21 protein-coding genes and 1 other RNA gene are annotated in these 23,392 nt (G+C 63.8%); 4 read left to right on the top strand and 18 right to left on the bottom strand.

Going from position 1 to position 23,392, the window contains the following annotated elements; all coding sequences use genetic code 11:
* Positions 1-5 precede the first annotated feature (5 nt).
* The 8 genes from OQE56_RS03645 to OQE56_RS03680 all read right to left on the bottom strand — a co-directional run bounded on the left by OQE56_RS03645 (position 6) and on the right by OQE56_RS03680 (position 10,400).
* Positions 6-3,071 (bottom strand): efflux RND transporter permease subunit, encoded by a 3,066-nt coding sequence (locus tag OQE56_RS03645; RefSeq protein WP_267221625.1) that lies wholly within the window; start codon positions 3,069-3,071, stop codon positions 6-8.
* Position 3,072: 1 nt separating this feature from the next.
* A complete protein-coding gene (locus OQE56_RS03650) occupies positions 3,073-4,098 on the bottom strand; it encodes an efflux RND transporter periplasmic adaptor subunit (protein ID WP_267221627.1) in 1,026 nt (341 codons plus the stop codon).
* 97 nt (positions 4,099-4,195) lie between these two features.
* A non-coding RNA gene (locus OQE56_RS03655) (sX9 sRNA) lies at positions 4,196-4,271 on the bottom strand.
* A gap of 90 nt (positions 4,272-4,361) precedes the next feature.
* On the bottom strand, positions 4,362-5,747 hold the full coding sequence (locus OQE56_RS03660) for a sensor histidine kinase (protein WP_267221630.1): 1,386 nt from the start codon (positions 5,745-5,747) through the stop codon (positions 4,362-4,364).
* The gene (locus OQE56_RS03665) at positions 5,731-6,396 is read right to left on the bottom strand and encodes a response regulator transcription factor (protein ID WP_267221632.1); all 666 of its coding nucleotides are present in this window, start codon (positions 6,394-6,396) and stop codon (positions 5,731-5,733) included. Before OQE56_RS03665 ends, OQE56_RS03660 begins: the two co-directional genes overlap by 17 nt.
* Positions 6,397-6,508: 112 nt before the next feature.
* Positions 6,509-7,171, bottom strand: a complete 663-nt coding sequence (locus tag OQE56_RS03670) for a YoaK family protein (protein ID WP_267221634.1) — start codon at positions 7,169-7,171, stop codon at positions 6,509-6,511.
* A gap of 7 nt (positions 7,172-7,178) precedes the next feature.
* Entirely contained in the window at positions 7,179-7,838 is a 660-nt protein-coding gene (gene lolA, locus OQE56_RS03675) for an outer membrane lipoprotein periplasmic chaperone LolA (protein WP_267221636.1), read from the bottom strand.
* Positions 7,839-8,072: 234 nt separating this feature from the next.
* The gene (locus OQE56_RS03680) at positions 8,073-10,400 is read right to left on the bottom strand and encodes a DNA translocase FtsK (RefSeq protein ID WP_323748552.1); all 2,328 of its coding nucleotides are present in this window, start codon (positions 10,398-10,400) and stop codon (positions 8,073-8,075) included.
* 559 nt (positions 10,401-10,959) lie between these two features.
* Between OQE56_RS03680 and trxB the strand changes: the two genes are divergently transcribed.
* Positions 10,960-11,925 carry a thioredoxin-disulfide reductase gene (gene trxB, locus OQE56_RS03690; RefSeq protein ID WP_267221638.1) on the top strand — a complete coding sequence of 322 codons (966 nt, stop codon included), beginning with the start codon at positions 10,960-10,962 and terminating at the stop codon, positions 11,923-11,925.
* A 168-nt stretch (positions 11,926-12,093) separates the two neighbouring features.
* Positions 12,094-13,236: a GNAT family N-acetyltransferase gene (locus OQE56_RS03695; RefSeq protein WP_267221641.1), complete on the top strand. Its 1,143-nt coding sequence runs from the start codon at positions 12,094-12,096 to the stop codon at positions 13,234-13,236.
* A 4-nt stretch (positions 13,237-13,240) separates the two neighbouring features.
* On the opposite strand, the gene OQE56_RS03700 is transcribed toward OQE56_RS03695, so the two are convergent.
* Positions 13,241-14,638 (bottom strand): serine hydrolase domain-containing protein, encoded by a 1,398-nt coding sequence (locus OQE56_RS03700; RefSeq protein ID WP_267221643.1) that lies wholly within the window; start codon positions 14,636-14,638, stop codon positions 13,241-13,243.
* A gap of 109 nt (positions 14,639-14,747) precedes the next feature.
* On the opposite strand from OQE56_RS03700, the gene aat reads away from it, so the two are divergent.
* Positions 14,748-15,479: a leucyl/phenylalanyl-tRNA--protein transferase gene (gene aat, locus OQE56_RS03705; RefSeq protein WP_267221646.1), complete on the top strand. Its 732-nt coding sequence runs from the start codon at positions 14,748-14,750 to the stop codon at positions 15,477-15,479.
* On the opposite strand, the gene OQE56_RS03710 is transcribed toward aat, so the two are convergent.
* A complete protein-coding gene (locus OQE56_RS03710) occupies positions 15,465-16,103 on the bottom strand; it encodes a cysteine hydrolase family protein (protein WP_267221648.1) in 639 nt (212 codons plus the stop codon). The two genes, aat and OQE56_RS03710, sit on opposite strands and share 15 nt — an antisense overlap.
* Before the next feature lie 114 nt (positions 16,104-16,217).
* Between OQE56_RS03710 and OQE56_RS03715 the strand changes: the two genes are divergently transcribed.
* Positions 16,218-17,186, top strand: coding sequence for a GlxA family transcriptional regulator (locus tag OQE56_RS03715; RefSeq protein WP_267221650.1), 969 nt, complete (start codon positions 16,218-16,220; stop codon positions 17,184-17,186).
* 51 nt (positions 17,187-17,237) lie between these two features.
* Here OQE56_RS03715 and OQE56_RS03720 read toward each other — a convergent pair whose 3' ends face one another.
* The 8 genes from OQE56_RS03720 to ispG form a co-directional block, all read right to left on the bottom strand.
* Positions 17,238-17,909 (bottom strand): MarC family NAAT transporter, encoded by a 672-nt coding sequence (locus tag OQE56_RS03720; RefSeq protein ID WP_267221653.1) that lies wholly within the window; start codon positions 17,907-17,909, stop codon positions 17,238-17,240.
* 64 nt (positions 17,910-17,973) lie between these two features.
* Positions 17,974-19,083 carry a glutathionylspermidine synthase family protein gene (locus OQE56_RS03725; protein WP_267221655.1) on the bottom strand — a complete coding sequence of 370 codons (1,110 nt, stop codon included), beginning with the start codon at positions 19,081-19,083 and terminating at the stop codon, positions 17,974-17,976.
* Positions 19,083-19,559, bottom strand: a complete 477-nt coding sequence (locus OQE56_RS03730) for a hypothetical protein (RefSeq protein WP_267221657.1) — start codon at positions 19,557-19,559, stop codon at positions 19,083-19,085. The genes OQE56_RS03725 and OQE56_RS03730 overlap by 1 nt, the downstream gene beginning before the upstream one ends.
* A 6-nt stretch (positions 19,560-19,565) precedes the next feature.
* Entirely contained in the window at positions 19,566-19,967 is a 402-nt protein-coding gene (locus tag OQE56_RS03735; RefSeq protein WP_267221660.1) for a DUF350 domain-containing protein, read from the bottom strand.
* Between the two features lie 84 nt (positions 19,968-20,051).
* Complete coding sequence (locus OQE56_RS03740) at positions 20,052-20,870, bottom strand: HD-GYP domain-containing protein (protein ID WP_267221663.1); 819 nt, start codon at positions 20,868-20,870, stop codon at positions 20,052-20,054.
* 113 nt (positions 20,871-20,983) lie between these two features.
* Complete coding sequence (locus OQE56_RS03745; RefSeq protein WP_267221665.1) at positions 20,984-21,277, bottom strand: DUF1905 domain-containing protein; 294 nt, start codon at positions 21,275-21,277, stop codon at positions 20,984-20,986.
* Between the two features lie 11 nt (positions 21,278-21,288).
* Positions 21,289-21,972: a class I SAM-dependent methyltransferase gene (locus OQE56_RS03750; RefSeq protein ID WP_267221666.1), complete on the bottom strand. Its 684-nt coding sequence runs from the start codon at positions 21,970-21,972 to the stop codon at positions 21,289-21,291.
* 9 nt (positions 21,973-21,981) lie between these two features.
* Positions 21,982-23,238, bottom strand: a complete 1,257-nt coding sequence (gene ispG, locus OQE56_RS03755; RefSeq protein ID WP_267221668.1) for a flavodoxin-dependent (E)-4-hydroxy-3-methylbut-2-enyl-diphosphate synthase — start codon at positions 23,236-23,238, stop codon at positions 21,982-21,984.
* Between the last annotated feature and the right edge of the window lie 154 nt (positions 23,239-23,392).

Consider the following 23,392-nt stretch of genomic DNA (forward strand, 5'->3'; position numbering starts at 1 on the left):
GGTCCTCAGCGGGCGCAGAAGCGCCGGAACAACACGGGTAGCAACAACAAGGTCAGCGCGGTCGACGTGACCAACCCGCCGATCACCACCACGGCAAGCGGGCGCTGCACCTCTGAGCCAGGGCCACTGGCGAACAGCAAGGGCACCAGCCCCAGCGCAGTAATCGAGGCCGTCATCAACACCGGACGCAGGCGGCGCAGTGCGCCTTCGCGCACCACCTCCGGCAACGCCATGCCGGTGGCGAGCAACTGATTGAAGAACGACACCAGCACCAGACCGTTGAGCACGGCGATGCCCAGCAACGCGATAAAACCCACCGACGCCGGCACCGACAGGTATTGCCCAGACAGCCACAGCGCCACCACGCCACCCACCAATGCAAACGGCACGTTGCAAAGAATCAGTACCGCCTCGCGAACGGCACCGAACGTGAAGAACAACACCAGGAAGATCATGCCGAGCGCGATGGGCACGACCAGACCCAGACGCCCCGCGGCACGCTGCTGGTTTTCAAACTGCCCGCCCCAGCTGATGCGGTATCCCGACGGAAGATGCACGTCCCGTTCTACGGCGGCGCGCGCCTCATCGACAAAACCCACCAGATCACGTCCGCTCACGTTGGCCTGCACCAGCGCGAAGCGCGATGCGTTCTCGCGGCGCACCTGCACGGGGCCGCTGGTTGGCTTCAGCGATGCCAGGCTTTCCAGCGGCACCGCGCCGCCGTCGCCACGCGCGACGCTGATCTGGCCGAAAAGCTCAGGCGCCGCCGCAATCTGCTCCGCGCCACGCACGACAATCGGAATGCGGCGTTGCCGCTCGATCACGGTACCTGCCTGACTTCCCTCGAGTTGTGCGCGCAGTTCGTCCTGCACCGCACTGACATCGAGTCCGTAGCGCCCGGCGGCCTGACGGTCAATCTGCACGCCGAGGTAACGCATGCCCTCCTGCGTTTGCGCCAGCACGTCCTGGCTGCCGGTCGTGCGCTCCAGAATGGACGCCACCTGATTCGCGAGACTGTTGAGCACGCTCAGGTCCGGCCCGAACACTTTCACCGCGATATCACCACGACTGCCTGTCAGCATCTCCGATACGCGCATCTGGATCGGCTGGGTGAAACCGAATTCCACCTCGGGAAAAGCCTTCATCACATCGCGCAGCTGTTCTTCCAGCCATGCCGTATTGGGCTTGCGCCACTGTGCGCGAGGCTTGAGCTCGAGGAACATGTCGGTTTCGTTGAGCCCCATCGGATCAAGGCCGAGCTCGTCGGAACCGAGGCGTGCCACGATGTGCTCCACCTCGGGCAGCTTCGCCTTGACCGCGCGCTCGATCTTCAGATCCAGATCGCGCGATGCATCGAGCGAAATCGATGCGGGCTTGACCAGCTGCATCAACATGTCGCCTTCATCCATAGTCGGCATGAAGGTCTTGCCGGTATGGAAGTAAGCCGCCGCGCCCAGCACCAGCCCCACGGCAGCCAGCACACCCATGGTGCGGCCGTGCGCGAGGGACCAGTCGAGCATCGGGCGATAGCCACGCTCGATCTGACGCATCAGCCACGGATCACGATGCGCGCTTTCGCGGAGCATGAGCGAGCACAACACCGGGATGACGGTCAGCGACAGCAACAGCGAAGCGGCGAGCGCGAACACAATCGTGATCGCCACGGGCGCGAACAGCTTGCCCTCCAGCCCTTGCAAGCTGAGCAGCGGCATGAAGACCAGAACGATGATGACGATGCCGGCCGTCACCGGTGCGGCAACTTCGCGCGTCGCGCGGTAGACCCGGTAAAGCTTCGGCAGCTCCGCCGTGTCGCCAGCATGAGGCGCGAGGCGGCTGACGGTGTTCTCTACAACCACCACGGCCGCATCGACCAGCATGCCAATGGCAATCGCCAGCCCGCCCAGACTCATCAGGTTGGCGCTCATGCCAGCAACATGCATAAGCAGGAAAGTGAACAGGACGGCCAGCGGCAACGTCACCGACACCACCACGGCAGCCCGCACGTCGCCCAGAAACAGCAACAGCAAAATGACCACCAGCACGCTGGCTTCCACCAGCGCATCCTGCACGGTGCTCACGGCGCGCTTGATCAGGCTGCTGCGGTCATAGAACGTTTCGATGCGCACGCCTGCAGGCAGGCTGCGCTGCAATTCGGTGAGACGCTGCTGTACAGCCGCAACGGTTTGCGAGGCATCGGCACCGCGCAGGCCCACCACGAGCCCCTCCACGGCTTCGCCCTCACCATCGCGCGTGACGGCGCCGTAGCGTGTCAGTGCGCCATAGCTGACCTTGGCTACGTCGCCCACGCGTACCGCAACGCCATCGCGCACAGTCACCACCACCTGGCGCAGGTCGTCCAGCGTCGCGATTGCGCCGGCGGCACGCACGATCAATGCGCTGTCGCCATCACGAAGACGCCCTGAGCCGTCGTTGCGATTGTTGCGCTCGATGGCATCCGCCACGTCACGAAAATGCAGTCCCGCCGCAGAAAGTTGGGCCCGGTTCGGCGTCACAAGAAAACTGTGTACTTCGCCACCCAACGCATTGAGATCGGCCACGCCCGGAATCGTGCGCAACGCGGGGCGGATGGTCCAGTCGAGCAAGGTGCGCCGCTCGGCAAGCGACAGACCGCCGCCTTCGATGGTAAACATGAACATGTCCGAGAGCGGCGTGGAGATGGGCGCCAATCCGCCGGAAACGCCGCCCGGCAGATCGCCCGCGACGCCGGCGTAGCGCTCGGAAACCTGCTGCCGCGCCCAGTAGATGTCCGTGCCTTCCGCGAAATCGAGCGTGATATCCGCAATGGCGTACTTGGCAGTGGAGCGCAGCATCACCGCCTTCGGGATGCCGAGCAATTCCATTTCCAGCGGCACCACCACGCGATTCTCGACCTCTTCCGGCGTCATGCCGGGGGCCTTGAGAATCAACTTGACCTGCGTCGGCGCAATATCGGGATAGGCATCGATGGGCAGCCGCAGAAACGCCCACACGCCCGCGACGATCAAGCCCAGAGCGGCCACCAGTATGAGCAAGCGTTGCGCCAGCGAAAACGCGATCAGCCGGTGCAACATGTCAGCGCCCTTCCGTCGCGGCCTGAGCCTGCAGCACGTCAAGCGAACCGGTGGCGATGTTGTCGCCTGGCTTCAGGGCGCCACGCACGATACGGCGCGCGTCGCCATCCCGGGCCATTGACACGACCTCTACCGCGCGGAAGTTCGCACCATGGCGCACATACACGCGCGCGCCGCCGTCCTCGCCTTGCAGACTGTTTGCCGGTACCGAGACCACGTCGGCCGGCGCTGGCATCCACAGCGTGGCGCTGGTTTGCATGCCGGGCAGCAGGCTGCCGGCTTCGCCTTCGGCGCGCACCAATACCGTCTGACTCGCCGGATCGAGTACGCCGCCGGTTTCACTGACCCGCGCGACTTCGCCTTCGGGTGTGCGCACTTCTTGTCCGCGCCGCACGCTGCCCGCCCATGAGGCAGGCACGCGCATTTCCAGCAGTACCTTGGTACCTGCCGTGAGCACAAACGCCTTGGCCAGCGCCTCTGTCGTTGCGCCAGGCTGCAGCGCGCGCTCCACAACGCGCCCTTCCTGCGATGCACGCAGTTCGTAGACGCCCGCGCCTGCGCCGCTGGCAGGTGCCCACGCCCGCGCTGCCTCCAGCTCACGCAAACGCGCGGCCGCCGCGTCGCGCGCGGCCACACTGGCCTGCACCCGCGCCTGCGGCACGATGCCTTCCGTCAGCAATTGTTGATCGCGCGCCGCCTGCGCGGCGGCCACTTTGTACGCGCCCTGCGCCGCGACGAGATCGGCGCCGAGCGTCATCGCATCACGGCTCTGCAGGCGTGCCAGCGGCTGCCCCCGTTTGACGACATCACCTTCGCGCACCAGCACGCTCACTACGACACCAGGCAGCGGCGTGGTGACCACTGCGGTGCCCTCAAGCGGCAATCGCACCGTGACGGGCAGCTGCTCCAACGGCATGCGCTCGACGCGCGTAACGGCCGCCACGGGTATGGGGGGCGCCGACTCCGCCGCGAAGGCCGTGGCTGACGCCAGCGCAAACCAACTGAAACCCGCAAGCCAACGCCGCATTCCAACGCCTCCCATGTCACATGAGCGGCGAGTATCGGAAGACGGAGCTTTGGCTCTGCTTAAGAATGCTCGGGTATTTGCGGCTGCGACTAAGAGCCGCTAACAAGACGTAGCGAGCGGCCGGCTGGTGGGCGTGGGCGGCGCGCAGGAACCGGAGTGTACTGGTCGTACATGAGGATTCCGAGCACCGAACGCGCCCGCCAGACGGTCGCGCAGTAGTTTTGTTAGTGGCTCCAACCGCCACGTCGCGGGCAACCCGCGCATCACATCTCGGTCAGCGCGATGGAATCGATATCCGGCATGGCATCGAGCGTGGCCCACAGCAGGCCATCACTCAGTTGAAAGCTCAGGCGCAGGCTCAGCACATTGGCGAGCGTGCCGGCCAATGCCAGACCTAGCCCGCCATGTCGGTTGGCCTCGCGCGCGGGCGATTTGCGCCAGAAGCGCTGACCAAGATGAGCGAGATCGCTTTCGTTCAAGTCGGGTGCGGCATTGCCGATGCGCAGCGTCCATGCTCCCGCTTGCCGGGCGAGCACCACCTGCACCGCGTCGCCCGCCGGGGCGTACTCCATGGCGTTGAGCATCAGATTGTCGATGATGCGTTCTAGCAAGGCAGGATCGGACTGCACCCAGGCTTCGACCGGGAGTTGCGCCTGCACCCGGGGGTCTGCGCTTGCAGCGCGGCGAATCAGCGGCACCAGATTCATCGGCTCGAGTTCGGGCACGGCAAGGCCCGACTCGTAGCTCGACACCGCCAGCAGGCTATCGATGCAACGCTGCATGCGGTCGATGGCCTGATTCACCCCATCCAGCCTCGCTGGCGAGACAGAGTCCCGCTGCGCCAACTCCACCGCCGAACGCATTTCCGCCAAGGGCGTGCGCAATTCGTGCGCGACATCGCGCGAAAAGCGACGCTCTCGCTCCATGCCCGCCTGCAATTGCGCCAGAGCATCGTTGAGCGCCTCGGCAAACGGAATCAGTTCTTGCGGCAACTGCTGTGGCGGCAACTGCAATGCTTCGTTGGGCTGGCGCGCCGCCGCGCCGAACGTCAGCAAGGGGCGCAAGCCCCGGCGCACTGTGACGATAGCCAGCAGCGCGGCTGACAAGGCCGTGCCCAATACGCCGCCCAGCAAGGCCACATGCACGCCGCGCTCAAAGCGGTCGACATGCTCACGCTCTTCGGCCACCGCGATCATGGCGGGCCGATCGGTGCCCGGGAACAACAACTGCAAGGCCGCGGCGCGGCCATGGTGGTTGTCCGGCAGGGCCAGGTCGTAGAACAGCGGATGGTTGGCGGGCACCTGGCCAGGCGGCGTCAGTCGCCCGGCCGCATTGCTGCCGGACACCAGCAGTGTCTTGCCGCCCGCATCCCACACTTGCAGAAATTCCGTGTGGCCGCCGCCGGCGTAGGCTGGATGCAACGTTTGCAGACGCGCCATGGCCACATCGGCGGGCGGTGTTTCGAGCAAGGCCACGATACCGCGGGCGCGCTGCAGCAGATCTTCGTCGAGCCGGCGATAGATGCGTTTATCGATGTTGTAATCGAGGCCGACGAACATGGCGGCCATCAACACGCTCAGACCGACACACAACGTGAGCAGCAGACGCCCATGGATGGAGCGGAACAACCAGTTACGCAGCGATGACATAGCCGAAGCCCCGCCGCGTTTCGATCAGATCAGGCAAGCCGGCCCGCGCCAGCTTGCCTCGCAATGTGCTCACCAGTACCTCGATCACCTTGTCCGAGGCCTCGCTGTGTGCGTCGTACAGGTGTTCAAACAAGGTGCCGCGTGCGAGTACCGTGCCCCGCTGATTGAGCAGGGTCTCCAGCAGCGAGTATTCCTTCGGGGTCAGTGCCAGTACCTGCCCATCGACGCGTGCAAGACGCGCACGCGGATCCACCTGCAAGGCGCCTGCGCGTAACAGTGGCACCTGCCCGCTACTGCGCCTCGATACGGCAAGAATGCGTGCCAACAACTCGTCGTAGGAAAATGGCTTGACCAGATAGTCGTCGGCACCCAGATTCAGCGCTTCGACACGGTCTGCGACCTGATCGCGGGCGGACAGCACCAGCACACCGGGCGCGCCCGCCCCTTGCTTCACCCGCTGCAGCACCGACCAGCCATCGACCTTGGGCAGCATCAGATCCAGCACGATCACGTCGTAGACGTACGACGTGGCAAACGCCAGCGCCTGCGCGCCATCGGCAGCGAGATCGACGGCATGCCCATCCCTTATCAGCGTCTCGCGCAAGTCGCGCCCGAGGACGGGCGAGTCTTCGACAATCAGCAGGCGCATGGCGGGAATGCGCAAACCAGCCCGACGTCGCGCGAGGTCCACGCAACCGGATCAGGCGTCAGGGTCAAGGAAGCGTCGAGAAGCATCCACGCATGATAGGGCATGCGGCGCGTCAGGCCCGGCTCCGATGCCGATAGATCGCGTAGCCGACGCCGACCAGCCCGGTAAGCGTGGCTGGCACCAGCAAGACATGCTCCTGCCATGCCATGAAACCGATGGCACCCAGCGTGGCGCCGATAATGAAGTTGCTCGCCACCAGCAGGCACACATGGATGCGCAGCATGTCCACTTCGAGCCCGCGCAGCCGCTGGCCGAGATAGATGCCAAGATCGGTGAAGATGCCTGACAGGTGCGTGGTGCGGAACGTGGCGCCGCTATACGTGCTCACCATGGCGTTCTGCAGGCCGCAGGCTGCAGAGGCGAGATAAAGCCCCAGATCCTGCTGCTGATGAATGAGCGGCGTGGCGGCAAACAACAGTGCCGACTCGATCATCAGCACTACGCCATAACGGCGGCCCAGTTGCAGCGTGCTCTGCTGCACGATGAAACCGCTGAGCACCGCGCCGAGCAGAAAGGACAGGATGGCGAGACCCCAGTGCGTGATCTCGCCCATGTCCAGCCTGGCCAATGCCAACCCGAGCTCGGTGCTGGTGCCGGTCAGATGTGTGATGGGCTGATGCCGGAAGCACAGATAGCCAACCGCATTGATGCTGCCCGCAATCAGCGCCAGCAGGCCACCGCCCACCCAGGCCCAGCGTGGCAACTGACGCAGCATCGCGCGATCAGTTCTTGATGGGTTGCGTCTGGATCACCGGCAGATCGCCAATCACATCGGCGCCCGGCGGCGGCACGAAGTTGAAGGTTTCCGCCGGAATCGGCACGTTGCGCTGCCAGCTGGAGAAACGGATATCGGTGACGGCACCCAGTTGATCGCGAAACATCATGCGCGCGAGACCGTTCGCATCAAAGCCAAGGTCGGCGTAGTCGAACTGCGGATCTTTCGCTTTGGACGTCAGACGCAGCCAGACCAGGCCATCGTGCTCGCCCTGCTCCACCGCGTTGAAATCCTTATCCATCTGCTTGACGTCGGTGAGCACGGTCAGCGGACTGTGGGATTCCTCGCTGCTCTGCATGCGCACGGTCACCTGCTGCAGATCCGGGTCGTACAACCACACGCGACTACCGTCGGCCACGATGGTCTGCTTGGACGGCGCCAGCGTTTCCCAGCGGAACTGGCGCGGCGCTTCGAGCGCCAGAGTGCCATTGCTGGGCTTGCCCGGGTTGCCGTTGGCGTCCTTCAGGGTCTGGCTGAACTTGCCGGAGAGCGAATGCAGGCCACCGGCAAAGGCGTCAAGCCGGGTACGCGCAGGGCCGGCGGCCATGGCGAGGCTGCTCAGGGATAGCGCGAACGTGGCGGTGGCGAGGAGGAGCAAGCGTTTCATGGGTGCCCTGAGTGGGAGGCGGGTAGGTGAATTTTGGAGCGTGACGGCTTAATGGCAAGCAGCCAGTTTCTTTTGACCGTCATTCCGGCGCAGGCCGGAATCCAGTAGCGGAGCGGTCAGGTTGTCGCGACAAAGCTCGTCGTTGTTCACACTGAGGTGAAAACCGCACCTTGTCTCTACTGGATTCCGGCCTGCGCCGGAATGACGATCAAGAACATTGGCAGTGCTGCCCAATCAATTTTTCGGCGGCGGCGGCGCCAACACTTCCCGGTTGCCGTTGTGCTGCGGCGCGCTGACCACCCCATCCTGCTCCATCTGTTCAATCAGACGAGCGGCGCGGTTGTAACCGATGCGCAAATGGCGCTGCACGCCGGAGATCGAAGCACGGCGCGTCTCGGTAACGATGCGAACCGCCTTGTCGTACAGCTGTGCGTCGGCATCGCCGCCTTCTTCGCCTTCCTGCGGCAGGCCGGAGTCGTTGATGAACTTGCCGTCGCTGGTGGCCTGCACCTCTTCAAGCACGCCCTCGATGTACTGCGGCGCGCCCTGCGCCCTGAGCCAGTTCACCACGCCGTGCACTTCATGGTCGTCAACGAACGCGCCGTGCACGCGCTCAGGCGTCGCGGTACCCGGCGGCAGGTAGAGCATGTCGCCGTGGCCCAGCAGCGCCTCAGCACCTGACTGGTCGAGGATCGTGCGAGAGTCGATCTTGCTCGACACCTGGAACGCGATACGGGTGGGGATGTTGGCCTTGATGAGACCGGTGATCACATCCACCGACGGACGCTGCGTGGCCAGCACCAGATGCACGCCAGCTGCGCGGGCCTTCTGGGCCAGACGGGCAATCAGCTCTTCGACCTTCTTGCCGACGATCATCATCATGTCGGCGAACTCGTCGATGATGATCACGATGTACGGCAGCGGCTCCAGCGGCTCGGCCGCCAGATTCGGCATCTCGGGATTGGGGCGGAACAACGGATCCAGCAGCGGCTGGCCGGCGTTCTCGGCTTCCTTCACCTTTTTGTTGAAGCCGGCCAGGTTGCGCACGCCCACGGCCGCCATCAGCTTGTAGCGGCGCTCCATCTCGGCAACGCACCAACGCAGCGCGTTGGCGGCTTCCTTCATGTCGGTGACCACCGGCGCGAGCAGGTGCGGGATGCCTTCGTAAACCGAAAGCTCCAGCATCTTCGGGTCGATCATGATCATGCGCACGTCTTTGGCGCTGGCCTTGTACAACAGGCTGAGCACCATGGCGTTCACGGCGACGGATTTACCTGAGCCCGTGGTACCCGCCACCAGCAGATGCGGCATCTTGGCCAGATCGGCCACTACCGGGCGGCCAGCGATGTCCTTGCCCAGCGCCAGCGCCAATGGCGACTTCATGGCGTCGTACTTGTCCGAACGCAGAATCTCGGACAGATAAACGATCTGCTTCTTGGCGTTGGGAATTTCCAGGCCGATGACGTTCTTGCCCGGAATCACATCCACCACGCGGACGCTCACCACCGACAGGCCGCGGGCGATGTCCTTGTCCAGGCTCGACACCTGCGAGCCGCGCACGCCAGCGGCGGGCTCCAGCTCGAAGCGGGTGATGACCGGACCCGGATAGACGCCAACGACCTTGGCTTCGATGCGGAAGTCTTTGAGCTTCAGCTCGACCTGGCGCGAGAGCACCTCGAGGGTTTCTTCCGAATAACCCGGCCCCTGCTCCGGCGCTTCGTCCAGCAGCGACAGCGGCGGCAGTTCGCCCGGCGCCGCGGCGCCGGTAAACAACGGAATCTGGGTTTCCAGCTTGGCGCGTTCGCTCTTCACCACCGGCGCGGGTGGCGTCTCGATGCGCACGGGTTCGCGCTTGGCCTGTTTCACGGCCTCGGTCTTCTTGACCACTTCGCGCTCGGCACGCGCCTGACGGGCGGCGAGCACTTCCGGTGCCTCGCGCAGCTTGCCGCCAAACCACCCGGCGATCCTGAGCACGCCCTGGCCAGTCACGTCCATTACCCGGAACCAGGACAGACCGGTGGCCAGCGTCACGGCCACCAGGAACAACGCAAGCAGCAACAACGGTGCGCCCTTGTCGCCCAGCCCGTGCAACAGGCCGCGACCCACCCACATGCCGATGATGCCGCCCACGCCCTGCGGCAGGATCGGTGCATCGTTGAAATTGAGGTATAGCAGCGCCGGCGCGGTGATGAAAAAGAACACCGAACCGATCAGGCGCAACGAAGGCTCCCACGGCTGCACGCTGCGCTCGCCGCGGTTGCGCAGCACCTGTACGCCCAGCGCCAGCAGCAGCAACGGGAAGCAGTAGGACACCAGCCCGAAGATGTAGCGCAACACGTTGGCGATATTGGCGCCGATCGAGCCACCAAAATTACGGGCGTGGTCGACCGTGCCGGCATGACCCCAGCTCGGGTCCTGATCGTTGTAGCTGAACAGGCAGACCAGCAGATACAAGGCCAGCGGCAGCAACAGCAATGCCCCTGCTTCACGCAGACGGCGCTTCAGCTCCTCGCTGAGGCCTTCGCGCTCCTTTTCCTTCTTGACGTTCGCGCTACGCGCCACCGTGATCCTTATCCCGTTCTGTTGCCAAAGAGCGGCCGCCCTGCTGGCGCCCGCCCGTACCGTACCCGCCAGAGCGGAGGGCTGACCTTAAATCATGCCCATAAGCGCTGGATGAACCAGCGCGACGCACTGGCCTGGATGCCCCTGCTCCACGGGTGGAAGGATAGCGGCAGAGTACGTCACCGACGAGGTCCAACCTGCAGTTCCTGATTCGGCTGGCGCAAACCGTCCCCCGATCTTGAATCAGCCGGGTCACTTCCCCATGCTTGCCCGTTCGAACGCCGCATGGCTATCCGTGTGGCACCGGGAAACCCCTACGGGGGACGGAGCGAATGACACTATGAAGCCGAGACCCAGCCTGCGGGCCGCTGCCACATGGCGCATTGCCTGAAAACTCAACAAGATAGCCACGATCCCGGTGAAAACCGGCTGTCCAGCCCCCATCTGGGTCGTTGCCTGCGTACCATTTGCCGGGTCGCGGCCGTCCCCCACGGATGACCCGCCCCATCCACCCGAACACTACCGATACCACCGCCACCAACGCGGATAGAAGGAACGCATGAACACAGCCACCAAGCACAGCCGCCTGCTGATCCTGGGCAGCGGCCCCGCCGGTTACACCGCCGCCGTCTACGCTGCCCGCGCCAACCTGAAGCCGACGCTGGTTACCGGCTTGCAGCAGGGTGGCCAGCTGATGACCACGACGGAAGTGGACAACTGGCCGGGCGACGACAAGGGCGTGCAGGGTCCGGAGCTGATGCAGCGCATGGCGCAGCATGCGGAGCGTTTCGAAACCAACATGGTGTTCGACCATATTCATAGCGTGGACCTCAAGCAGCGCCCGTTCCGCCTGAAGGGCGACTCCGGCGAATACACCTGCGACGCGCTGATCATCGCTACGGGCGCCACGGCCAAGTACCTGGGCATCGCCAGCGAAGAGCACTTCAAGGGTAAGGGCGTGTCCGCCTGCGCCACCTGCGACGGCTTCTTTTTCCGCGAGCAGGAAGTGGTGGTGATCGGCGGCGGCAACACGGCGGTCGAAGAGGCGCTGTACCTGTCCAACATTTGCAGCAAGGTTTATCTCGTGCATCGCCGCGACAAGCTGCGCGCCGAGAAGATCATGCAGGACAAGCTGTTCGACAAGGCGGCTGCCGGCAAGATCGAGCTGGTGTGGAACCACAGTGTGGACGAAGTGCTGGGCGACAACTCCGGCGTGACCGGCGTCCGCGTCAAGGACGTCAACACGGGCGCCACGCGCGACATCGCCGCCACGGGTTTCTTTGTCGCCATCGGCCACACGCCAAACACTGGCATTTTCGAGGACCAGCTCGAGATGCACGACGGCTACATCAAGATCCGCAGCGGCCTGAGCGGCATGGCCACCATGACCTCGGTGCCGGGCGTGTTTGCTGCCGGCGACGTGGCCGACCATGTTTATCGCCAGGCGGTGACCTCCGCCGGTTTCGGCTGCATGGCCGCGCTGGATGCCGAACGCTGGCTGGATCAGCAGGGTCCGGCGAGCTAAAGCGTTTGCCCGTCATTCCGGCGCAGGCCGGAATCCAGTTTCCGCACCACCCAGTTGTCGCGATGAGATACAGCTTTTTCGACCACATCGCGAAAACCTAGCAATGTCGATACTGGATTCCGGCCTACGCCGGAATGACGATCAAAAAGCACACCGCATCATCATCACGTGATCGAAGCACGCTTCCACGACAGTATCGAGCGCATCTCCGCCACGGCGTGGGATGCGCTGCGCCCCGACGACAACCCCTTCGTCTCGCACGCCTTTCTCGCTGCGCTGGAACGCACGGGTTGCATCCGCCCCGACTGGGGCTGGCAGGCGCATCATCTCGGTCTTTATGAGAACGATCAGCTAATCGCTGCGGCGCCGCTTTACCTCAAAGGCAATTCGCACGGCGAGTTCGTGTTCGACTGGAGCTGGGCCAGCGCGTGGGAGCGTGCGGGTGGCGACTACTACCCCAAGCTGCTCAATGCCGTGCCCTATTCCCCCGTACCCGGCCCCCGCCTGCTGGCCGGCACAGGACCGCAGGCACCCGCGCGCCGGGAGGCGCTGGTCTCAGCCATGCGTGCGTTCGCAGAGCGCATGCAGCTCTCTTCGGTGCATGCCAACTTTCTGCGCGATAACGAACTGGCAGCGTTCGACGACCACTGGCTCACTCGTTCCGATGTGCAGTTTCACTGGCATAACCGCAACTACACCGACTTTGCGCAGTTTCTCGGCACGCTCAATCACAAGAAGCGGAAGAACATTCGCCACGAACGCAACCAGGTCGCCGGCAGCGGTCTGGACATCGGCCTGCACGGTGGCAGTTCACTCAGCACGCAGGAATGGCGGCGCATCCACGCGCTGTACGAATCCACGTTCGATGCCAAGGGCAATCACGCCGCGTTGACGCGCGAACTCTTCCTCGCGTTTGGCGAAACCCTTGGCGACCATGTGCAAGTGGCTCTTGCGCGACATCATGGCGACATCATCGCCATGGCGCTGTTCCTGCAGAGTCATGACACCTTATACGGCCGCTACTGGGGTGCCGCGATGGATGTACCCGGCCTGCATTTCGAGCTGTGCTACTACCAGGGCATCGAGCATGCGATTCGCCACGGGCTTCAGCGTTTCGAGCCCGGCGCGCAGGGCGAGCACAAACTGGCCCGCGGCTTCCTGCCCGTGCGCACCCATTCGCGCCACTATCTGGTGAACGCCAGCTTTCGCACGGCGGTGCGTGCTGCTTTGGCCCAGGAGGCCGAAGCCATGGACGACTACGCGCGGGAGCTACTGCTGCACAACCCCTACGCGCACGTCCAGAGCCCCTGATTTTCTAGCCAATGGAAATGCCGACCACCTTGCCCTCGGCATCCAGCGCTACGCCGAACTGCAGATTGTTTCCGGGCCCGAACTCAATCCTGTAATCGCTCCAGGTCTTGTCCTTGTCCTGCCGCTGCCCCTTGAAGATGAAGGACGAGGGTTCGCCGAACACTGACAGCTGTTTGGCCAGGCGGCCGGACAAGCCGGCGCTCATCTTTCCTTTCAGCTTGTCGCCGAACAGGGAGAGATCCTCGTTCCCTCCTTGCAACTGGGCAAAGACTTTGCGCGTTACTGCCGTTGTTGCCGGGTTTTCGCCGGCAGCAGACGTGCGGGCCGCCGTGGCAATGTCCGGATACAGCGCTTCGAACGTCGACGTCACCAGCATCTGGCCGGGCTCGGGATTATCGCCGGAGTTGGTGAACGCGATGATCTGAATGCCCTGCTTGGGGAAGTACTGGTTCGACGTCGTAAAGCCGAACGAACCGCCGGTATGGCCAACGCGCGGCTGATCGTCCAGCGAATCGATGAACAGGCCAAGACCATAATCCGTACTGCCCTGCACGGGTGTCGTCATCAACGCATAGTCCGCGGGACGAATGACCTTTCCGCTGCGGAGCGCCACGTTCCAGCGTTCCAGATCGTCCACCGTGGACACCAGATTCCCCGCCGCCCAGCCCACCGTGGCATGGATGACCGGCGCAGGCTCCAGCTTTCCTTCCGTGTGGCGATAGCCCTTCGCCATGCCCGGCAGGCGTGACTCGTCGGCGACGGTGTATGTGTGAGTCATGCCGGCTACCGTCAGCAGATGCGTCTTCACGTAGTGCTCGTAGGACTCGTGCGATGTCACCTCAATCACCCGGCCCAGCAATGCATAGCCGGTGTTGGAGTACGACCAGCGGCTGCCCGGTGGAAAATCCAGCGGCTTGTCCTTGATGCGAGCCATCAGTTGGCCGAACGTCGCTGGCTTGACCGCCCATGGCTCGACATCCGGTCCATCCAGATATTCCGGCATGCCACTGGTGTGCGACATCAACTGTTTCAGCGTCACTTCCTTCGCGTGCGGCGCGTCCGGCAGGTAAGTGGTCAGCGTGGCGTTGATGTCGAGTTTCCCGGCCTCTTGCAACTGCAAGATGGCAGCGACCGTGAATTGCTTGGTGATCGAACCAATCTCAAACCAGGTATCCAGCGTGGCAGGCAGACGGCGCTCCCGGTCGCGATAGCCATAGGCCTGGCTGAAGACCAGCCGCCCATCCTTGTAGATCGCCATGACGGCGCCCGGCGTACCCGTACGCTGCAACAGTGCGCCTGCGTCGGTGTCGATGCGTTTGGCGGTGGCCGGATCGAGGGCGTTCGCAACGGCCGGCGCCAACGCAACTAGCAACAACGAGGAGACCAGGGCAAACAGGCGCATCGTCGTCCATCCATGGCTGAAAGAGGTGCGCCATCCTAATCACAGCGACATACCATTAGCATGTGTCCCGCGGCTCTCACCCTGCCCCCGGTATCCGTACCCGCTCTCAATGATTCGACTACCCCTGCTCGATACGACCAAGCCGGACCATTTTCCCGATCCGCGCAAGGCGCTGATGGACCCGAATGGCCTGCTGGCCTTCGGTGGCGATCTATCGCCCAGACGGTTGTTGGCGGCCTACGCACAGGGCATCTTCCCCTGGTTCAATGAGGACGAGCCTCTGCTGTGGTGGTCACCCGACCCTCGTTGCGTGTTTCACACAGCGTTGCTGAAGGTCAACCGCAGCCTGCGGCGCCGGCTGGCCGAGGTGTCATGGCGGGTCACGGTGGATCACGCCTTCCGCGACGTAGTGGAAGCCTGCGCGGCGCCGCGGCCCGGCCAGGCGGGCACCTGGATCGTGCCGGCCATGATTGGTGCGTACACCCACCTGTACGACATGGGGCACGCGCACAGTGTCGAAGTATGGCAAGACGATCAGTTGGTAGGCGGCATCTATGGCATCGCCGTTGGCCGCCTGTTTTGCGGCGAATCCATGTTCAGCCGCGAGAGCGGTGGATCGCGGGTTGCGCTGACTGCGCTTGGCCAGCTGCTGCAGCACTGGGACTTTCCCCTGATCGACGCCCAGGTCACCAATGCCCACCTGCTTCAGCTAGGCGCGGTGGAATATCCCCGCACCGAGTTTCTGCGCATGGTGGCCCAGCTGGCCCACCTGCCAGGTCAACCCGGCAGCTGGGCCGGGTTCACCCATCTGGCGCAACTGCCCGGGTTACGCGGCAGCTGAACGACGCTGTTTGGCGGCACGGTAGGACTCGAGAATGGTCTCGCGTACCGGTGACTCTCCGGTAGCCAGCACGTGTAGCCATTCGGTCGTACTCAACACCGCAGCGAACCGCGACTGCTCCACCACGCTGAACACGCGATGGATTTCTTCCGCAGTCGCGTAACCCGCATGATTGGCATAGGAGACGGACCCCGAGGCGTCGTGCACAAACTCCACCTGCATGCCGCGATCGAAGGCGTGTTTGATCGTGGTGTCGTTGCAGTTGTGCGTCATGTAGCCCACCACGGTAAGCGTGTCGATGTCATGTGCGACCAGCCAATCGGCGAGGCCGGTTTCGCTGAACGCACTCGGCAGCGGCTTCTGGAAGAACGCATCGCGATGGCGCTTATCCACCGTTTCATGCAAGCGCCAGCCGTCAGTACCCTGTGCGAACGCCGGCGCATCGGCGGGCGAGTGTTGCTGGATCACGATCACCGGCACACCGGCGGCCGTAGCGGCATCCATGACGCGGCCGATGTTGGCCAGCGACTGCGACGGCGGCGGGTATTCGATCTGCAGGTTGCCGGTGAAGTACTCGTTCTGCACATCGATCACGATAAGGGCGCGGCGCGGCTTCTGGGACATGGCACAACTCCTGTCGGGTGAAAAGGTGTGCACATGGTGCCCGCCGGCACTCTTGCGAACGAGTGGCCCGAAGGACAATATTCGATGGTATCGGGCCACGCAGGAAACATCGCCATGAAGTGCATTCGCATCGCCGTGGTTGCCTTCGAGGGCATCCTGCCCTTCCACTTGTCCGTGCCGTGCGCGGTATTCCAATATCCGTCGCCGGGCCAATCCTCTCCGTTTCGGGTACGCGTGTGCTCGGCCGAAGGTCCGCAGATCAGCACATCCGCTGGCTTCACCATCGGCACGCCCTACGGCATGGAAGAACTGGCGCGCGCTGACCTGATTGTGGTGCCTTCGTGGCGCGATCCTGCAGAATCGCCGCCCGCCGCTTTATTGGCGGCGCTGCAGCGCGCATCGCGGCGTGGCACCCGTATCGTCGGGTTGTGCCTGGGCGCATTTGTACTCGCCTACGCAGGTCTGCTCGATCATCGGCGTGCCGCCACGCACTGGGGCTGGTCACAGGAGCTGGCGGAGCGATTCCCCGAGGTCGAGGTCGACGCCGACGTGCTGTATATCGACGAAGGTGCCGTCGTGACCTCGGCCGGCGCAGCGGCCGGCATTGATTGCTGCCTGCACCTGGTGCGCCAACTGCTTGGCAGCGAAGTAGCAAACCGCATCGCACGCCGGATGGTCGTGTCGCCGCTGCGCCGGGGTGGCCAGGCCCAGTTCATCGAGCAACCGCTACCGGAGATGCCCGCCGACCGGCGGCTGGCTCGCTTGCTGGAGAACGTGCAGCGACACCTGCACGAGGATCACCACCTCGACGACATGGCGACCAAGCTGGCGATGAGCCGGCGCAGCTTCACCCGGCATTTCCGTCAGCTCACCGGCAGTAGTTTCGGCGACTGGTTGCTTACCCAGCGATTGAGCCAGGCTCAACGCTTGCTGGAGACAACCAGCATGCCATTGGAGCGCATCGCGCAAAGCATCGGCCTCGGATCGCCGGTCACGCTGCGCCAGCATTTTCAGCGGGCGTATCGCACCTCGCCGGCCAATTACCGTCGCAGCTTCAACGCGGCGCGGGCGGAAGCCGGCTAAGGGACGCTGACAAAACCCGATAGCACCAACGAGGCCCCCGTGTTTCGGGTCTCACTGCACAAGGAAACCCCATGCCTTCAACAGCTCGTGCACGCCGTTGATGACGAACTGCACGCCAATGCACACCAGCAAAAAACCCATCAGCCGGGAAAGCGCGTCGATGCCCGTTTCGCCGAGGAAATGCATGATCCTGGTGGCGCCGCGCATGCAAACCCAGAACACCAATGCGAACAGCAGAATGGTGGTCACTACCACCACATGCACCATGGGCGTCAGCGCGCCCCCGGGAATTCCAGCGGCCGCACTGATGATGAAGGCGATGGTGCCGGGGCCGGTTGTGCACGGCATGGTGAGCGGAATGAAGGCAATGTCCTGCAGTTTGGTCGTGTGCTCCTGCGAAGCCATTTCCGCCTGCACTTCGTCTTCTTTTCCATGCGCGGGAGGAAACAGCATGCCGAAGCCGATGTACGCCACAATCAGGCCGCCCGCCAGGCGCAGGCCGGGAAGGGAAATACCAAATCCGCTCATGACCGCGTTGCCGGCGTAGAAACAAATCAGCAACACGATGCTCACATAGATCGTCGCGCGATTGATCTGCCGGTTACGTTCTGCCTCGGGGTAACGGCCGGTCAGTGCCAGCAGCACCGTGGCGCTGGTGATCGGGTTGGCAATGGGCAAAAGTCCCAGCAACCCGAAACCTACGTAATCGAGGAAGGCGTGCATGGGCATCCGTTCTCGCGCGGGAAGCCCATAGCCTACCCCCATGCATGCCCGCAGAGAAGCGTTTCTACGCCGGCTGAAACAGGTGTGGCACGAAGCAACTCGTGTTGCGGGTGATGCGATCAGCATCCTCGCGTATGCCCATGCCGACTGCCGTGTGCCCCACCACCCACGAGCCCACCAATGCATGACGGTTGTCGTAAACGGGCAGCGGTGCAAATGCCTGGTAGATGCAGGACTCATCCGTAGCGGGACCCGCGTCGCCACGATCGAGCACGATGACACCCGCGCCCTCCCTGCCCCAGCACGGCTTGCGTACCGCCATGCCATCGATGGCGTCGCGCCGTCGGCTGGCCGGCAACAGATTGGGATGCCCGGGAAAGAACTCCCATAACAACGGCAGAATCGCTTTGTTCGACAGCAGCATCTTCCATGCCGGCTCGATCCAGCGCAGCCGCACGTCAGGCAAGTGGGCCGCAAACGATTCGGCGAGCATCCATTCCCACGGATACAGTTTGAACATCCGCTCGATCGGATTGTTTTCCATATCGATGAAGTCGCGCCCCGACCAGCCTACCTGCTCGATATCCAACGCCGTCGTGCGATGCCCGGCCTGCATGCAGGTGTCGAGCAGATAGTCGGTGGTTACCGCATCTTCGGTGTTGTCATAGCACGCAGCGAAATGCACGTGAGATACGTTGGGCCACACCTTCCATCGTTCGACCAGCGCCTCGTGGATCGCGTTGAACTGATCCATGTCGGGCGCGACGTCCTGCAACCAATACCATTGCGCCACCGATGCTTCGAACAGCGCCGTGGGTGTATCCGCGTTGTATTCAAGCAGACGCGGCGGAGCGCTACCGTCATAGACCAGATCCATGCGGCCGTAGAGCGCGGGCTCGCGATCCCACCAGCTGCGCTCGACCAGCGTGGCCGCGCGGGTGTCGAGACCAAGCTCGGCATATCGCCCGGCGCGTACGATCCGGTCCACCGCCTCCAGGCATAGCGCGTGCAATTCGTTGGTGGCGGCTTCGATCTCATCGATCTCCCGCGCTTCGAACACGTAACGCGCGTCCTCTCGCCAGTAGGGCTGCCCATCGATGGTATGAAAAGCAAAACCCAGCGACTCGAGCCGCGTACGCCAGTCGGCGCGTGGCACGCATGTTTCGCGGCGCATCAGCTGCCTCGCGCGGAAACGCGGCCGCTCGAGCCGAAGCCGCCACGCGTACCCAGCTCGACCGACTGCGGCCCGCCGGCGAAGCCGCCCATCGGCACGCTACGCGCTGCCGAACCCAGGGTGCGTCCCGCCCCGGGATCAGAAGCACCGCCACGTCCGTCACTGCGATACCACGGCCCGTAGTAATACAGGGCGCCATGACCGGTGGAGCCGACCTGGTTATCGATCTCGCATTGACCGGTGGAGTAGTCGTGCACGCAGTCTTCCAGCGAGCCGTAGCGATTGCGCTGCACATCGTGGCCGCCACTGAACATCGACAGCCCCACCACCGCCGCACCGCCCAGCGCGAGCAAAGGCACCGCCATGGAGCGCTTTTGTGGCCGCAGTGCCGAAGCGCTGAAGTGCGCGTCACGCCGGGGCGTGGTGCCGGCATAGTGTGGCGTTATCGGGTTATCAGGTTTGCGCGGAGAATTCATGGCGAGTTACCACGTCATCGCCGCGGCATTGATCAGGCCCACGCCGATCGCCACAGCGGCCGCAAGCACGGCGACGGCGCGATTGTCTTCTTCGACGTGCCTGGCCAGATCATGGATGACCAAGCGCACGGCACTGTGTGCCAGCCATTGCACGACCATGGCCACCACGCCCCACAGCGCGAGGTCCGCGAGACTGACGCTATGCGCGATGGCACTGACCAGAGGCGCCACGAAACCGATCAGCGCACCCGCCAGACTGATGGCCGCCGCCTGATTGCCATGACGGATCAACAGCATCTCGCGCTGAGGCGTGAGCCAGATATGCACCGTGCAAAACACTGTGAAAAACAGAACGCCAAGCCCAAAGTACGCCGCGAACGCTGGCAGCGTGGAAAAGTCCGGCCACACGGTGCTGTCCCCTGTCGATACGCCTGCTGCAGGCGCCGCCTCAGTTTAGCGTGAAGGTGGCTGGCGCCGTCCAGCCGTTCGCAGTCAGTCCGGTTCCATGCCATCCACGCCGATCACTTTCAGCGCGTCGTAATGTTCCAGAAACAAAGCGACGATCTGCGGATCGAGCTGCCCGCCGGCTGCATTGCGCAGATAGTCCAGTACTTCTGGCTCGGGCCACGCGTGTTTGTAGACGCGTGGAAAACTCAAGGCGTCCCACACGTCCACCACGCTGAAGATACGCGCGGCCAGTGGGATAGCCTCGCCGCTCAGGCCGCGTGGATAACCGGTGCCATCCCAGCGCTCGTGATGGGCATAGGGGATATCGATAGCGGAACGCAGAAAGGCGGTGCGCATCAGCAGGTCCCTGCCCAGAACGGGATGCGTGCGCATCACTTCTGTTTCGTCCGCCGTCAGTGGGCCAGGTTTGATCAGGATGGTATCCGGCAAGGCCAGCTTGCCGATGTCATGCAGCAGCGCACCGAAACGCACGTGCCGCAGCGCATCGCCGTCGAGGCCCGCATGGCGGGCCAGCGCTACAGTCATGCGCATCACGCGCTCGGAGTGATCGCGCGTTTCCTTGTGGCGCACATCCATCGCCGACACCAGCGCCCGCAACGATTGCTCGTTGCCGTTGAGCAGCATGTGATTGAGGCGATCCAGACGGCGCACGTCGCGGCCGATCAGCCAGTACAACAGCAGCCCGGTGCACAGCACATAGAAGCTGCCCTTGACGGTGTGCAGCATGCTCAGCGTGTGCTTATCGTAGCCGAGCGAAAACAGCAGGCGATCCGAAAAGAACACCCACACCCACGCGAGCAACATGTAGATAGCGGCAATGCGAACTTGCGGCTTGAGCGTCACCCAACCTCCCCCACCGCAGACGCAGGGAACGATTCATCTGCGGACTTAACGACACCCCGAGCATACCCGCAGAATGGCGTGCCGTAAGCGCTACTGGCTCACGCCCGGGGGTATCAGGCGTCTTCGGGCTCGATCAGCACATCCACAGGCTGGCCGGCATCCAGACCCGCAGCGGTGGCCGGCGATTCTTCCAGCATCAGCCAGAACCCACCTCCGCGTTCGACGACGGCTCCATGAAAGTCCTGGCCATTCAGGCTGCCGCGAACGCGATGCCCGTGCCCGCATTTCCACAAAGGACGTGCAGGCGTCGACCACTGCGTGACCGGATCAAACGGCAGCGGCAACAGCCAAGGCTTCTGGCCGCTCTGGATGGTGGTGCGAAACGCTACGGCACGGTGCCTGTTCATGCCCGCTCCCCTTAAGAGCCTGCCCTTAGCCCCGCCATGAAGATAACGGAGGCCGGCCGTTCTGTGTGCGGATGCAACGGTTCGATCATACGCTTAAGTTGCAACCCGGCAGCCTCGAAGGCCGCCACCCAGCTACCAAGGGTGCGGAAGTACCACGGGGCAGGCTCACCAAAACCATCGCCGCAACCGATCCATGAGCCCTCGCGCCAGCCATCGCGATAGGGCTCCACCCCTGTCGCCAGCGGGTGCAGCGTCTGCACCACCAGTGCGCCGTCAGCTTTAAGCAAGCCAGGCACGGCGACCAGCAGCGCATGCACCGACGACTCACCGAGCAAGGAGAAATTGCAGATCACCACATCGGCGCGCTCTTGCAGCGCACCGCCCGACACATCCGCGTAGGACATCACCTGGAACGTCCCGCCGCCCTGCGCCTGTGCCGCATCGACCAGCGCGGGTATCGCATCGATCCCGGTCACCTGAACACCGGCCTTTGCCAGCGCTCGCGCGAGCCAGCCTTCGCCACACCCCAGATCAATGGCCGTGCGTGGCGCTTGCGACAGCACGGCATCGATGATGGCCTGATCGGTGACCAGCCGGCGGCTTTCGATTTGGCCACTGCGCACGGCACGTTCCCATGCCTGCGCGTTGGCGTGCCAGGCATCGAGGATCTGTGATTCACCCGAGCCGGCGGTCATGCGGAGATCTCAGCCCGCGCGACTGGCGTACTTGTTGGCAACGTAGTTGTCGAGAATGCCGATGAACTCGTTGGCGATGTTGTCGCCACGCAGCGTCATGGCTTTCTCGCCATCGATAAACACGGGCGCCGACGGCGCTTCGCCATTGCCCGGCAGCGAGATGCCGATATTGGCATGCTTGGACTCGCCGGGACCGTTCACCACGCACCCCATCACCGCAAGCGTGAGGTTCTCAACGCCGTCGTACTTCACCCGCCACAGCGGCATCTGCTCGCGCACATGCGACTGCACCGTGCGCGCCAGCTCCTGGAAGAACTCGCTGGTGGTGCGGCCACAACCGGGACATGCGGTGACGAGCGGCGTAAACGCGCGCAACCCCATGGTCTGCAGCAGTTCCTGCGCCACGATCACCTCGCCCGTGCGCGACGCGCCCGGCTCCGGCGTCAGCGAAATACGGATGGTGTCGCCAATGCCTTCCTGCAGCAGCACCGCCAGAGCAGCCGACGATGCCGTGATGCCCTTGGAGCCCATGCCCGCCTCGGTGAGGCCCAGATGCAACGCGTAGTCGCAGCGCCCCGCGATATCGCGGTACACCGCAATCAACTCCTGCACGCCCGACACCTTGCAGGAAAGAATGATGCGATCGCGCGGCAAACCGATTTCTTCGGCGCGATGCGCCGAATCCAGCGCTGAGCGAATCAGTGCTTCGCGTGCGACGTGCGACGCGTCCCAGGGTTCGGCGCGCTGATGGTTTTCATCCATCAGCGTGGCGACCATGCTCTGGTCCAGCGAACCCCAGTTGGCGCCGATGCGCACCGGTTTGCCGTAACGCAACGCCATCTCGATGATGGAAGCGAACTGACTGTCCTTCTTCTTGCCGAATCCGACGTTGCCGGGATTGATGCGGTACTTGGCCAGTGCTTCGGCACAGGCAGGCTCCGCTTCGAGCAGCTGGTGACCGTTGTAGTGGAAGTCGCCGATGATCGGCACATCCACGCCCATCATGGCCAGCTTGTCGCGAATACGCGGCACTGCGGCAGCGGCAGCCGGCGTATTCACCGTGATGCGCACCAGCTCCGAGCCCGCGCGCGCCAGTTCCGCAATCTGCCGGGCGGTGCTGGACGGGTCCTCGGTGTCGGTGTTGGTCATCGACTGTACGACGACAGGCGAGCCACCGCCCACCGTGATCTTTCCGATCTGGACGCCGACGCTGGGGCGGCGCGGCAACGGCTGGGCGGGACGCGGAGTGGATTTCGAGTCGCTCATGGGTGATGGGTTCGCGAATCAGTGCCCGCCGGCGGCGGAGCTAATAAGGAGAAGGATAACCGAATGGCTATTGCCGCCCTAGCAAGCTTTCCGCCCCTTGTTCCATTGCGGCAAAACCGCGCAGCGTAGCCATTCCAGGCCCGTAAGCGAGGAT

The sequence above is a fragment of the Dyella silvae genome (assembly GCF_026421305.1).
Classification (GTDB): domain Bacteria; phylum Pseudomonadota; class Gammaproteobacteria; order Xanthomonadales; family Rhodanobacteraceae; genus Dyella; species Dyella silvae.